This is a genomic window from Pseudomonas sp. UBA5706, assembly GCF_002419965.1.
GTDB lineage: Bacteria > Pseudomonadota > Gammaproteobacteria > Pseudomonadales > Pseudomonadaceae > Aquipseudomonas.
Window position 1 is genome coordinate 74,512 of the sequence record NZ_DIHC01000036.1, and the last position, 13,539, is coordinate 88,050.

12 protein-coding genes and 1 pseudogene are annotated in these 13,539 nt (G+C 59.8%); 8 read left to right on the forward strand and 5 right to left on the reverse strand.

Features of this window, described 5'->3' with window-relative positions:
* Window positions 1–295 precede the first annotated feature (295 nt).
* The 5 genes from B3I26_RS17330 to rlmF all read left to right on the forward strand — a co-directional run bounded on the left by B3I26_RS17330 (window position 296) and on the right by rlmF (window position 7,074).
* Window positions 296–1,786 (forward strand): leucyl aminopeptidase, encoded by a 1,491-nt coding sequence (locus tag B3I26_RS17330; RefSeq protein ID WP_296259380.1) that lies wholly within the window; start codon window positions 296–298, stop codon window positions 1,784–1,786.
* Window positions 1,787–1,853: 67 nt separating this feature from the next.
* Window positions 1,854–2,282 (forward strand): DNA polymerase III subunit chi, encoded by a 429-nt coding sequence (locus B3I26_RS17335; protein ID WP_296259382.1) that lies wholly within the window; start codon window positions 1,854–1,856, stop codon window positions 2,280–2,282.
* A gap of 7 nt (window positions 2,283–2,289) precedes the next feature.
* Window positions 2,290–2,730 (forward strand): DNA polymerase III subunit chi, encoded by a 441-nt coding sequence (locus B3I26_RS17340; protein ID WP_296259383.1) that lies wholly within the window; start codon window positions 2,290–2,292, stop codon window positions 2,728–2,730.
* Between the two features lie 337 nt (window positions 2,731–3,067).
* On the forward strand, window positions 3,068–5,914 hold the full coding sequence (locus B3I26_RS17345) for a valine--tRNA ligase (RefSeq protein WP_296259385.1): 2,847 nt from the start codon (window positions 3,068–3,070) through the stop codon (window positions 5,912–5,914).
* Window positions 5,915–6,045: 131 nt separating this feature from the next.
* On the forward strand, window positions 6,046–7,074 hold the full coding sequence (gene rlmF, locus B3I26_RS17350) for a 23S rRNA (adenine(1618)-N(6))-methyltransferase RlmF (protein WP_296259386.1): 1,029 nt from the start codon (window positions 6,046–6,048) through the stop codon (window positions 7,072–7,074).
* A gap of 101 nt (window positions 7,075–7,175) precedes the next feature.
* Here rlmF and B3I26_RS17355 read toward each other — a convergent pair whose 3' ends face one another.
* Window positions 7,176–7,457, reverse strand: coding sequence for an HU family DNA-binding protein (locus B3I26_RS17355; RefSeq protein WP_007905514.1), 282 nt, complete (start codon window positions 7,455–7,457; stop codon window positions 7,176–7,178).
* Window positions 7,458–7,810: 353 nt separating this feature from the next.
* Between B3I26_RS17355 and yejK the strand changes: the two genes are divergently transcribed.
* The gene (gene yejK / locus B3I26_RS17360; RefSeq protein ID WP_296259403.1) at window positions 7,811–8,812 is read left to right on the forward strand and encodes a nucleoid-associated protein YejK; all 1,002 of its coding nucleotides are present in this window, start codon (window positions 7,811–7,813) and stop codon (window positions 8,810–8,812) included.
* Window positions 8,813–8,817: 5 nt separating this feature from the next.
* Entirely contained in the window at window positions 8,818–9,168 is a 351-nt protein-coding gene (locus B3I26_RS17365) for a glutaredoxin family protein (RefSeq protein WP_296259404.1), read from the forward strand.
* 300 nt (window positions 9,169–9,468) lie between these two features.
* Here the strand turns inward: B3I26_RS17365 and B3I26_RS17370 are convergent, their stop codons facing one another.
* Entirely contained in the window at window positions 9,469–10,401 is a 933-nt protein-coding gene (locus B3I26_RS17370; RefSeq protein WP_296259406.1) for a glutathione S-transferase family protein, read from the reverse strand.
* Window positions 10,402–10,592: 191 nt separating this feature from the next.
* On the opposite strand from B3I26_RS17370, the gene B3I26_RS17375 reads away from it, so the two are divergent.
* Window positions 10,593–11,555: a hypothetical protein gene (locus tag B3I26_RS17375; RefSeq protein ID WP_296259407.1), complete on the forward strand. Its 963-nt coding sequence runs from the start codon at window positions 10,593–10,595 to the stop codon at window positions 11,553–11,555.
* On the opposite strand, the gene B3I26_RS17380 is transcribed toward B3I26_RS17375, so the two are convergent.
* The 3 genes and pseudogenes from B3I26_RS17380 to B3I26_RS17390 all read right to left on the reverse strand — a co-directional run bounded on the left by B3I26_RS17380 (window position 11,539) and on the right by B3I26_RS17390 (window position 13,305).
* Window positions 11,539–11,838, reverse strand: a complete 300-nt coding sequence (locus B3I26_RS17380) for a GIY-YIG nuclease family protein (RefSeq protein ID WP_296259409.1) — start codon at window positions 11,836–11,838, stop codon at window positions 11,539–11,541. The two genes, B3I26_RS17375 and B3I26_RS17380, sit on opposite strands and share 17 nt — an antisense overlap.
* A 46-nt stretch (window positions 11,839–11,884) precedes the next feature.
* Window positions 11,885–12,007, reverse strand: a pseudogene (locus B3I26_RS17385) (DUF4440 domain-containing protein); the annotation flags it as partial.
* A 2-nt stretch (window positions 12,008–12,009) separates the two neighbouring features.
* On the reverse strand, window positions 12,010–13,305 hold the full coding sequence (locus B3I26_RS17390; protein ID WP_296259410.1) for a CynX/NimT family MFS transporter: 1,296 nt from the start codon (window positions 13,303–13,305) through the stop codon (window positions 12,010–12,012).
* Window positions 13,306–13,539 lie beyond the last annotated feature (234 nt).

Genomic DNA, 13,539 nt, shown 5'->3' on the forward strand with positions numbered 1-13,539 from the left:
CCAGGGTCGTCACGCTCATACAGCCTGACAAGGAAATGGGTCACTCTTGGCGCGCGCGACCGCGAACCAGCGAAAAAATATGCGGCATTATCCTGTGATTGGGTGTGTCTGTCACTGAGCGCGCCGGATACTTCCTTAACCCGACCTGACACGGGCGCACTTAACGGGGTTGTCATCGGTCCTTTGGCGGGGTCAAACTGCGGGCCTTGCCGCGAGCTCGGTGCCGCGGGTCTTGGCAGCCACCAAGCCGCGCATTCATTTTGCGATAACCCACTGTTTATCCGGGGACCCCGACATGGAATTGGTTGTTAAAAGCGTCACTGCAGAAACCTTTAAGACTGCCACATTGGTGGTTGCCGTCGGTGAAGGCCGTACCCTTAGCGATATTGCACAAAGCATCGACACCCTCAGTGGCGGGGCGATCAGCGCCGTGCTCAAGCGCGGCGACCTGGCTGGCAAGGTTGGCCAGAGCCTGTTGCTGCATAGCCTGCCAAATCTCAAGGCCGACCGCGTTCTGCTGGTGGGCAGCGGCAAGGAGCCCGAACTCTCCGATCGTCAATTCCGCAAGATCATCAGCGGCGTGCTCAGCACCCTGAAAAGCCTGGGCGGCACCGACGCGGCCTTCGCGCTGGACCATTTGAACGTCAAGAACCGCGACATCTATGGCAAGAATCGTCTGTTGGTCGAGACCCTGGTTGATGGGGAGTATGTGTTCGATCGCTTCAAGAGCCAGAAAGTCGACCCGCGCGCCCTGAAGAAGATCACCCTGCTGACCGCCAAGTCTGCCGCTGTCGAAGTCGAACGCGCCGCCAGACACGCTCAGGCCATTGCTGCAGGCATGGCGGTGACTCGCGATCTTGGCAACATGCCGCCTAATATCTGCCACCCGACCTACCTGGGCGAACAAGCCAAGGCGCTGGGCAAGGCGAACAAGGGCCTGAAGGTTGAGGTCTTCGACGAGAAGAAAATTGCAGACCTTGGCATGGGTTCGTTCCTGGCCGTGGGTCAGGGCAGCGCTCAGCCGCCGCGCCTGATCGTCATGCAGTACTCCAACGGCAAGAAAAGCGAAAAACCGTTCGTGCTGGTCGGTAAAGGAATCACCTTCGACACCGGCGGCATCAGTCTCAAGCCAGGCCTGGGCATGGACGAAATGAAGTTCGACATGTGCGGCGCGGCCAGCGTGTTCGGCACCATGAATGCGGTACTGCAACTGCAACTGCCGATCAACCTGGTGTGCATCATCGCAGCTGCGGAAAACATGCCGAGCGGCAACGCGACCCGCCCTGGCGACATCGTCAAGACCATGAGCGGTCAGACCGTGGAAATCCTCAACACCGACGCCGAAGGTCGTCTGGTGCTGTGTGACGCCCTGACCTACGCCGAACGCTTCAAGCCACAAGCGGTGATCGACATCGCCACCCTGACCGGCGCTTGCGTCGTTGCCCTGGGCGGCCACACTTCCGGCCTGCTTGGTAACAGCGATGCGTTGATCAACCAGGTGCTGGACGCTGGCAAGCGCGCCGATGATCGTGCCTGGCAACTGCCGCTGTTCGATGAATACCAGGAGCAACTGGACAGCCCGTTCGCCGACATCGCCAACATTGGCGGTCCGAAAGGCGGCACCATCACCGCGGCTTGCTTCCTCTCACGCTTTGCCAAAGCCTACGAGTGGGCGCATCTGGACATCGCCGGCACCGCGTGGCTGAGCGGTGGCAAGGACAAGGGCGCCACAGGCCGTCCGGTTCCGCTGCTGACTCAATACCTGCTCGACCGCGCTGGCGTGTAACCACGCATTGAGCCTGCCAACCCTGGCATCGGTCAGGGGTTGGCAGGGCCTGCGCTCTGGAATCTCCATGACCCAAGTCGACTTCTACATCCTGCCCAGCGCCGACCCGCTCGCGCGCCTGGACTTCGCCTGCAAACTGACGGACAAGGCCTGGCGACTCGGCCATAAGGTCTATCTGCATTGCAGTGACGCCGAGCAACGGACAGAACTGGACGCCCGCTTGTGGCGCTTCAAGGGCGAGACTTTCCTGCCTCATGGTCCCGTGGAGGACGATCAGGACGCTCCCGTGGCACTGGGCATTGGCACCGATCCCGGGCCCCATCAGGATTTGCTGGTCAACCTGGACCTGCGTATTCCCGAATTCTTCAAACGATTCGCCCGTGTGGCGGAGATCGTCGTGGAAGATCCGTCCATCCGGCTGGCAGCGCGCGAGAGTTTTCGCTTCTACCGTGAACAGGGCTATCCTCTGCAGGATCACCGACTGCAGCGGCTTTGAGCATACGATGGATACTTCCAAAAACATGAAAGACTCCGCCCACTTGCTCGATGACCTCGAGTCGATCCGCCAGTTGCTCGGCGATGAAACGCTGCAACCGCCGCTGCTGACCGATACGGTTCAGAGCGACGAACAGATTCCCCTGTTGTTCGATGTGGTCACGGGTCAAGTAATCAGCGCCGATGAGTATGATCAGGCCGTTGACGACATTCCCGTGCTCACCGCCGAGCCCGCAGCTGCCATCGAGCCGCCAACGCCTGCACCATCAGAGCCGTCGCCCCGTACACCGAACCCGGACGCTCTGTTGCACCTGGACAACGAATTGCGCGCTGCAGCGCAATTGATCATGCAGGACGTGATCAACGATTTCGCCCCCCACATCGAAAACGAAATCAAACGCCGCCTGGAAGCGCGGATGGAACGGCTCTTGAGTCAGTACGAAAACTGAGCCCGATCAACTGAAGGCTCGCTTGCCAGCGACCAACTCCGCTTCGGCCGGACGCGTAGGAGCATGGCTTTCCAGCGACAGGACTGCGCTTCTGCCAGAAGGGTGTAGGAGCGGGCTTACCAGCAATCTGCCGGGAATCGGCAGTAAATGAACGAAGTCTGTCTGACACAACATGTCGCCTGATTTCACTGCTGCCTCGCGCCGAATCTTGGGTTAGCCACGCGCCTAGACCCTCCGCGCAGAATCAAAGGGACTGCCGCTTATAGCTTGCAGCTGCTTCGAAAAGCTATACTTCCCGGCTTTTCCGACTCAAAGCAGATCAGGGTTCCCGCCGCGCATGGACAAGACCTACCAGCCGCACGCCATCGAAACTTCCTGGTACCAGACCTGGGAGTCCGAAAACTATTTCGCTCCGCAAGGCGAGGGCGACTCGTACACCATCATGATTCCGCCGCCGAACGTCACCGGCAGCCTGCACATGGGCCACGGTTTCAACAACGCGATCATGGACGCGCTGATTCGTTTGCGCCGCATGCAGGGTCGTAACACCCTATGGCAGCCCGGCACCGACCACGCCGGTATCGCCACGCAGATGCTGGTCGAGCGTCAGCTCGAAGCACAGGGCCAGAACCGTCACGACCTGGGTCGTGAGAAATTCCTCGAAAAAGTCTGGGAGTGGAAGGATCAGTCCGGCGGCAACATCAGTCGTCAAATCCGTCGCCTGGGCTCGTCCGTAGACTGGAGCCGTGAGCGCTTCACCATGGACGACGGCCTGTCCGAAGCCGTTAAAGAAGCCTTCGTGCGCCTGCATGAAGACGGCCTGATCTATCGCGGCAAGCGCCTGGTCAACTGGGACACCAAGCTGCACACGGCGATCTCCGACCTTGAAGTGGAAAGCCATGACGAGAAAGGCAGCCTGTGGAACCTGCGCTACCCGTTGGCCGATGGCGCCACGACGGCCGAAGGCCTGAATTACCTGGTCGTTGCCACCACGCGGCCGGAAACCATGCTCGGCGATGCCGCCGTAGCGGTTAACCCCAATGACGAGCGTTACAAAGCGCTGATCGGCAAGTTCGTCGAGCTACCGCTGGTTGGCCGTCGCATCCCGATCATCGCTGACGATTACTGCGATCCTGAATTCGGCACCGGTTGCGTGAAAATCACCCCGGCTCACGATTTCAACGACTATGAAGTCGGCAAGCGCCACAACCTGCCGCTGCTGAACATCTTCGACAAGAACGCCGCCGTTCTGCCTTCGGCCCAGGTGTTCAACCTGGATGGCACGCTGAACGAGTCGCTTGACGGCACGCTGCCTGCCGAATACGCAGGACTGGACCGCTTCGAAGCGCGCAAGCAGATCGTCGCTGCGTTCGATGCCGCGAGCCTGCTGGTCAGCGTCGACGATCACGCCTTGAAAGTCCCGAAAGGCGACCGTTCCGGCACCATTATCGAGCCGTGGCTGACCGACCAGTGGTACGTGTCCACCAAGCCGCTGGCCGAGCCTGCGATCGCTGCGGTCGAAGATGGCCGTATCGCCTTCGTGCCCAAGCAATACGAAAACATGTACTTCTCGTGGATGCGCGACATTCAGGATTGGTGCATCAGCCGGCAGCTGTGGTGGGGCCATCGCATTCCGGCCTGGTATGACGAGTCGGGCAAAGTCTATGTCGGTCGCGATGAAGCCGAAGTCCGCGCCAAGCACAACCTCGGGCCTGAGATTGCGCTGCAGCAGGACAACGACGTGCTAGACACCTGGTTCAGTTCGGGGCTGTGGACCTTCTCCACGCTGGGCTGGCCTGAGCAGACCGATTTCCTGAAAACCTTCCACCCCACTGACGTGTTGGTCACCGGCTTCGACATCATTTTCTTCTGGGTCGCCCGGATGATCATGCTCACCATGCACCTGGTGAAGAACGAGGACGGCACCCCGCAGGTCCCGTTCAAGACCGTCTACGTACATGGTCTGGTCCGCGACGGCCAGGGTCAGAAGATGTCCAAGTCCAAGGGCAACGTCCTGGACCCGCTGGACATCATCGACGGTATCGAGCTGGAAACGCTGGTGCAGAAACGCACTTCGGGCCTGATGCAGCCGAAACTGGCGAAGAAGATCGAAAAACAGACCCGTGATGAGTTTGCCGACGGCATTGCCAGCTATGGCACCGATGCCTTGCGCTTCACCTTCTGTTCGTTGGCCTCCACCGGCCGCGACATCAAGTTCGACATGGGGCGCGTCGAAGGCTATCGCAACTTCTGCAACAAGATCTGGAACGCTGCGCGCTACGTGCTGGATAAGGGCGAGGACTGTGGTCAAAACGGCGAGCAAGTCGAACTGTCGCTGCCGGATCGCTGGATCATTTCGCAACTGCAACGTACCGAAGCCGAAGTGACGCGCCAGCTGGACCAGTTCCGTTTCGACCTCGCGGCGCAGGCGCTGTACGAGTTCATCTGGAACCAGTATTGCGACTGGTATCTGGAGCTGTCCAAGCCCGTGCTGTGGGATGAGAACGCGCCGGTCGAGCGTCAGCGTGGTACCCGTCGCACACTGGTACGCGTGCTGGAAGTGGCGCTGCGTCTGGCCCATCCGTTCATGCCGTTCATCACCGAAGAAATCTGGCAGCGCATCGCGCCGCTGGCGGGTGTTCAGGGCAAGACCATCATGCTGCAGCCATGGCCGGTGGCGAATGAATCTCGCATCGATGCGGCTGCCGAAGGCGACATCGAATGGCTCAAGGGCCTGATGCTTGGCGTGCGCAACATCCGCGGCGAGATGAACATCGGCCCGGGCAAGCCACTGCAGTTGTTCCTCAACAACGTCAGCGCTGAAGACCAGCGCCGCCTGAACGAGAACGAGCATTTGCTCAAGAAGCTGGCCAAGCTTGAATCGTTCACCGTGCTGGCGGCAGGTGCTGAAGCGCCGTTGTCCGCGACCGCACTGGTCGGCGAAATGGAGGTGCTGGTGCCTATGGCGGGCCTGATCGACAAAGACGCTGAACTGGCCCGTCTGAACAAGGAAATCCAGCGCCTGCAAGGCGAAGTGCAACGCGTGGGCGGCAAGCTGTCCAACGCCTCGTTCGTTGACAAGGCGCCGCCTGAGGTCATCGCCAAGGAACGCGCCAGGCTGGCCGAAGCCGAGCAAGCACTGGCCAAGCTGGCCGAACAGCATGCGCGGATTGCCAGTCTGTAACAGGTAAAGCAATTGAAAAAGGGAGGTCTGCACAGACCTCCCTTTTTTGTCGCGCTAGCCTGACCGCTCACACGTTTGCGTGGCATTACGGCCTGCCGGACTGCTACGTATCTTCGACAGAATCGACACTTATGAACGATCAGACACCTCCCAAGCCACCGCGTAAAAAACCCAGACCTGCGTCAGCACTCCAGCCTGTCCAGCCGCGAGAAAAGGCCAGCCTGCACCCGCGCAATCGCCATCAGGGTCATTACGACTTCCCGCGCCTGATCAAGAGCAGCCCGGAACTGGGCAAATTCCTGATCACCAATCCCTACGGCAAGCAAAGCATCGACTTCGCCAATCCGGCAGCGGTTCGGGTATTCAACCGGGCACTGCTCAAGGCTTTCTACGGCATTGCCCATTGGGACATCCCGGCCGATTACCTGTGCCCGCCGATACCGGGGCGGGCCGATTATCTGCACTTTCTCGCTGACTTGCTGGCCGAGCACAACGATGGTGTCATTCCTCGTGGTGCGGCGGTCAAGGCACTGGATGTCGGGACCGGCGCCAACTGCGTCTACCCGCTGATCGGCCTTGGTGAATATGGCTGGCACTTCCTGGGCTCGGATATCGATAAAGTGGCGTTGGCCTCGGCCACGACCATCGTCAAGGCAAACCATCTGGGTAAAGCCATCAGCCTGCGCCAGCAGCACGACCGCAGGCAGATCCTTGCAGGTCTGCTATTGGCCGATGAGCGCTTCGACATCAGCCTGTGCAACCCTCCGTTCCACGCAAGCCCCGAGGAAGCCCTGCGGGGCAGCCAGCGCAAATGGCGCGCACTGGGCAAGGCCGATCCCAAGCGCAAACTCCCGGTGCTGAACTTCGGTGGCCAAGCGGCCGAATTGTGGTGCGAAGGCGGCGAGGCGCGGTTCGTTTCGCAACTGATCGCAGAGAGCGCACAGGTGCCGACTCAGGTGCTGTGGTTCAGCACCTTGGTGTCCAAGGCTTCGAATCTGCCTTCGATTCAAAACACGCTGAAAAAAGCCGGTGCCGTGGAAAGCCGGGTCGTGGAGATGTCGCAAGGACAAAAACAAAGTCGCTTCGTTGCCTGGACCTTCCATGGCAAGGCCCAACAGGCGGCGTGGCGGGCGGCGCGGTGGGCCATGAGTTCCCAATGAATGAAGGTTCTGCACTCGCGCGCACTTGAATTCCAGGCACAAAAAAACCGCGCCCGGATCACTCCGTCGCACGGTTTTTTCCAGCAAGCAGCGTTTTTCGCTTACTTGTTGACTGCGTCAGTCAGGCCTTTGGCCACAACCAGCTTGATCACTTTCTTGGCAGCGATTTCGATGGCAGCGCCAGTCGAAGGGTTACGGCCGGTACGGGCAGGACGCTCGGTCACTTTCAGCTTGCCAATGCCTGGCAGGGTGATCTCGCCGCCATTTTCCAGTTGGTCGGCGACGATTTGGCCCAATTGGTCGAGAGCATTGCGCGCGGTGGTTTTAGGCGCGTCGATAGCTTCTGCGATATCGGCGATCAATTGGTCTTTAGTCAGAGCCATGGTGGTGTTCCTTCCCTATCAAATTCATATGGTTTGCAGAGTGTGTACGGACGCGAAATGTAGATACTGAAATCGGCCTTTGGTTCGGCCGAACGCCCACAAACTGCGTGCTTGGCGCGCTTCAGTGCGCAAGACCGGGCAAAACTAGCACAGAGCCACGCAAATATCCGCACCTACCTAGCCATTTGGTCAGCTTTATCGCGGATGGAGCCCAAAAAAGTCATATTAATGGGCCTCAATCCCTGTTTCAGGCCTCGCCAACCCGTTCCGGGGCGAGTCTGCGGTACACTTGCCGCCTTTCGCACGGGCCAAGCTTGCACCCGTTCAGTTCCACTTCAGCAGCCGAGAAATCCATGCCGATCCGTCATGCCATCGTTCACCTGATCGACAAGAAACCCGACGGTACGCCCGCAGTCCTCCACGCTCGAGATTCCGAACTCGCGGAGTCCCAGGCCATCGAGAACATGCTGGCCGACCTCAACGAGAGCTATAACGCCAAACAAGGCAAGGCCTGGGGTTTGTTCCACCCCGAATCCGGCGCACACCCTTTCAGCGGCTGGCTGAAGGAATACGTGGACGAGGGCAAGGACTTCACCGCCTTCAGCCGCATCGCGGTCGAGCACCTGCAGAAGCTGATGGAAGAGTCCAACCTCTCGGTCGGTGGTCACGTGCTCTTTGCCCACTACCAACAGGGCATGACCGACTACCTGGCCATCGCCCTGTTGCATCACAGCGAAGGCGTGGCGGTGAACGAAGCATTGGATGTTACGCCGTCGCGGCATCTGGACCTGGGCCAACTGCATCTGGCCGCGCGCATCAACATCTCCGAGTGGCAGAACAACAAGGCGTCCAAACAGTACATCTCATTCATCAAAGGCAAGAACGGCAAGAAGGTCTCCGAATACTTCCGCGACTTCATCGGTTGTCAGGAAGGCGTGGACGGCCCGGGTGAGACCCGCACCCTGCTCAAGGCCTTCAGTGATTTCGTCGAGAGCGAAGACTTGCCCGAGCAATCCACCCGCGAGAAGACCAAGGCCTTGGTCGATTACGCCAGCAGCCAGAGCAAAATGGGCGAGCCTATTGCGCTGGAAGAGCTTTCCGGGCTGATCGACGAAGACCACCCGCGGGCCTTTTACGAGCATATCCGCAACAAGGATTACGGCCTGTCGCCGGAAATTCCGGCCGATAAGCGCACGCTCAACCAGTTCCGCCGCTTCACCGGTCGTGCCGAGGGCTTGTCGATCAGTTTCGAGGCGCACTTGCTGGGCGACAAGATCGAGTACGACGAAGAAAAAGGCACGCTGATCATCAAGGGCCTGCCGACGCAGTTGACCGACCAGTTGAAGCGGCGCTGACGGCGATGCTGATACGTACTCTCAAGAAGTTAGCGCTGATCATGCTGGTGGTGGTCGTCTATCAGAACTGGGGCAAGATCGAAAACTTCATCCACCCCTCCGCCGCCGTGTCGACGCAGGTTCAGGCGAACGCCAAAGTCACGCTGTACGCCACCGACTGGTGCGGCTACTGCAAGCAGACGCGGCGCTTTCTCGATAGCAAGGGCATTCCCTACACCGAGTTCGACATCGAAAAGTCCAAGGAAGGCCGCACGGCCTACGAGGCGCTGGGTGGCCGAGGTATCCCTCTGATCGACGTGAACGGCACGCTGATCAGAGGGTTCTCGCCTGACGCGATTCTGGCTGCGTTGAAGTGAAGGGGGCTTCATCCGCTAAGGATAGGAGCCGGCCGCTCTATTGGCCCAGCCTGTCGGGTTGTCAGCATCCCATGCACATTGCCCTCCATACTCGATACACGAAGTGGAGTTCTCGTTGTAATTTTTACTGATTAGACCCGCGATTCCCGGTCCGATACTTAAATCAGTCTGACCTACGTTCGTGGGACTAAACAGGCCAATGCAGGCGGTGATATTTTCAGCTACGTCGCAGCGGATCAAGCGGATGCTCAGTAGCAGCATCGGCAGACGCCCCGATCATTCAACTGGTCGGGGCCGCCCTTAAACAGCACTGATTCGAAACCCGTAACGAGGAAAGTGCACATGCACCACACCCGCGCGCGCATCCTCACGACGCAGGATAATTTCCTCCCGGCCGTTGAATGCCAGCTCGCCCTCGACCAGGTCCACACCGTAGTCCACGGCCGACACGCTGACCTGTTGACCCACGTTGAAGCCATTCGGATCGATGAACGCCTCCTCCGGTAATGCCACAGGGGTTGCGTTGCGCGCTATCTCGATGGCATCGGCAGGGCTCAACTCACTGGCAGCGCCATGCCCAAAGCCGATCACCCGCTGATACCAGGCCAGCACCGCCGGGTAATCGTCGACCAGAGGCGCCGTGACCGGTGTCTGTTTCAAAAACCAAAAGTTATGAGCGACGGAGAAGTCGGCAATCGACGGTACTCCCAACAGGAAGTCGCCATTGCGTTGCAGCTGGGTGTCAAGGCGATTCATTAACGTCGGCCATTGGTGCTGCGCTAACTCCAGCGGTAGACGAGTCGCGCTGCCGCCGTCAAACAGGGTCGAACGGTCGGCGATGAAGGCTTTCACCGCCTCAGGCGGCACTTTGGCAAAACGCACGGCCAGCGACGCGGGTTGAAACACCAGGCTCGCCGAGTGCAGAAACAACACCGAATCCGCCCAGCTCGCCAGACTCGCGCAAGTGAACTCCTGACCTTCGGGATAGAAAGACGGCGAGCACTTTTCAGCTTCAAGTCGGCGAGCGATCAGCGCGGTGTCGCAATAGATGTCTGCGCCGACCTGCAGCACCGGCGTTTTGCGATAGCCGCCGGTGAGCGCCGTCAGATCAGGTTTTGGCAGGATCGACGGAATGCTCACCGAGCGCCAGGACAGCCCTTTGAAACCGAGCATCAGGCGCGCTTTTTCGGCGAAAGGGGAGATTGCGTAATGATGCAGGATCAGTTCTGACATTTGCGCTCGAAGCCTCGTCCGAAAAGCGATCAGCCTAAAGGGTCCGTGAAGGGGCGTCGAGTGACGACACTGCCAATTCAGAGGCCCGCGATAAAGTCGGGTGGGCTTATCGCAAGACGTTATCGCGGCAACGCTCGTGTGGTAGCGGGGCCGGCTACGCTTGGTTTATCAATGGAAGGAGCGATCACATCATGAAGATGATTTGCACCAGTCTGGCGCTTTGTGTCTTGTTATACGGCTGCGCGTTAACCCAGTCCAAGCCTTCACATAACCTGGACGTTGTAGCAACTCCCCAGGCCGCTCACCGTGTGCAGTCGACCGATGAGGTCGTGGCCTCCCTTAATCGGCTTTATAACGATGATCAGAATGACTGCCGGGAAATCGGCACGCTGCTGCCCCGTGGCCACTACTACTGCAGCGGGTTGTTGATCAGGGCAACGTCCGATGGTGATTATCTTCCGTGGACCTTCAGTCCCGGTGCGATTGCTCAGGGTGGCGCTGCCTTTTCATGGATTCGCAAGGACATGCACCCGAGCATGATGCTCAGTCCTTCGGGCTTCATCTTGCGCACCGCCAAAGAGGGAGAACGATACGGCCTGCCTGGCTATGACGCAGGATTGATCTGCTTCTACCCGTTCGATGCGTCGACAAGCGGCAACATGCGCCACAACGGCTGTGGCCGCCAGGGCAGCAAGCCCACCACGCAAGCCGTTTATCCGCAACCGGACGTCCCCCACCGTAATGCCGCCTATGCCTGGGGGTCTTGTGAGGACATCGGAATCAGAACGGTCGCAGAGTGGGTCGAGTACACCGGCGACCTACAGGCAGGCGACACCCACAGTCAGTGCTCATGGAACGTGGACAGCCAGGCAGGCTGGAATAACGCCCTTGCCATCGCCCCGCTTTACCCGTCACTGGACTTCATCTGGAATGAACTGATCATGGCCACCGTAGATGACGGTTACGCCCTGAAAGACGACATCCCGGCGGTGTTTCTTTACGCGCCCTCACGCGAGGAAGGGTTGGAGGCGGCGCGAAATTTCCAAAGAAAACTCGCCGCCAATGGCAATACGGTGCCTATCGTTCGCCTCGACTATCAGGCACAGCAGCCGTTCTCGTTCCACGCAGAAGACCAGGCTATCGCTGGGCCGTGACCAGCAGTTCCTTGGCTGCCTTGCTAAGCTTTTTGATCGCCAACTCCTGACGCAGCGCCGCCCCCTTGCTTTCCAGGGCCTCGGTATACACCAGCGCTACCGCCGGACTGGAATGGAAGAATCGCGCACCCTTGCCGCTCTGATGCTTGGCGAAGCGCTTGTGTGGATCATCGCTGATGCCGCAGTACAAAGCGCCGTTCGCCGCGCGCACCAGATACACGAACCAAGGCTTTGGCGTGACGTCTTCAAAGGCTGCAGTGGCGGAACGGGCGGTGTCATTCATAGGGCATCGGGGTTTAAACGCGTGGGAGCGGCGATTCTAGCAGAGGTCAACGGCCTGCCTGAAAAGCCTTCAAGCCCTTCTGCGCCTGGGCACGAATGGCGCCCTGTACAAAAGGTGTCCAACCCAGCAGCGCGCCTTTTGCACCGAGTGCCTGAGGGCAGATGCCCCAACTCAGACCTTTTCGCTGCTGACATCCACATAAAGTGCACGTCCAGCGCCCATGCCGGCAACGATGGCGGCGATGCCGATGACGCCAAAGATCCAGCCTACCGGGGCCCAGCTTGCGGTCCAGTCATGCACCAGACCTACCGCAAGCGGTCCAAGGGAAGCCAGCGTGTATCCGAAGCCCTGGGCCATGCTCGACAGGTTGGCAGCGACATGGGAGTCGCGTGAGCGCAGCACGATCAACGTCAGGGCCAGGCTGAACGTCCCGCCCTGCCCCAAGCCCAGCATAATGCCCCACCCCCAAAGCTGACTGACCGGCGCGTACAAACAACCGAACAGGCCTCCCAGGGTAAGCACCATGACCAGAACGATCGCCAGACGCTGATCCTTGCCGCGGGTGGCCAGCCATGGTGTGGCCAGTGAGCTGATCAACTGCACCATGATCGAGCCCGACAGCAGCAGCCCTGCCTCGGTCGGCGTCAGGCCGCGACCGATGAGGATCGATGGCAACCAGCCAAACACGATGTAGGCCAGCGAAGATTGCAGGCCCATGTACAGCGTCACCTGCCACGCCAGGCGATCACGGCGCAAACCGCGCACTCGATAGGCGACCTGATGCTGGCCGTGACTTTGACGCGTCTGTGGCCACCAGAAGACGGCGGCGAGCAGCGCCGGAACGATCCAGAACCCCAGGCCAATGGCCCAGCTGTCGTCAAAGTGATGACTCAGCGGCACGGTCGAGCCTGCGGCCACGGCCGCGCCCAGACACAGCGCCATGGTGTAGACACCGGTCATGGTGCCCGCCTGTTTGGCGAAATCGCGTTTGACGATGCCGGGCAGCAGCACGCCGATAATGCCGATACTCGCCCCGGCCATGATACTGCCCGCGAACAAGCCCACCTGACCAAACGAACTGCGCAGCAGGATCCCGCAGGTCAGGGTCATCAGGATACCCAGCACCACTCGCTCGCTGCCGAAACGGCGCGCCAGCACCGGCGCTAAAGGCGCGAACAGCCCCAGGCACAGCACCGGCAGCGTTGTCAGCAGCCCGGCCCTGGCCGCGGACAGCCCGAGGCTCGCCGACACTTCACTGAGCAACGGCGCCATGCTCGACAGTGCCGGACGCAGGTTCAACGCCACCAGCACCAGCCCGAGCAGCAAAAACCACGGCCTCTTCAACACCGGATGATGCTGTTGAACCTGCTCGTCATCAGCCTCTACGTCGATCAGCAACTCGTCGATTTCGTGATGTTGCGGGGAACGGGACAGCGTGTCACTCGCCGGCGGGGCCTTGGTCGTCATGGGATTCTCGTGGGGGCAGGATGTGTAACAGCGCATTGCGCAAAGGTGCAATCCTGTTGGAGAACGGCAAAGAACACAAGTTTTGCTGAGGACTGGGTACAGTCTTAACATCCATGGCGGACGCGATCAATTTTAAGATCGCTTGCTCGCGATTGAGCCAGCATAGGCGCTGCACCGCGACAACAACGCCATCGCGGATCAAGCGCCCTTCTGCACGGGTGACACGGCCGCCTG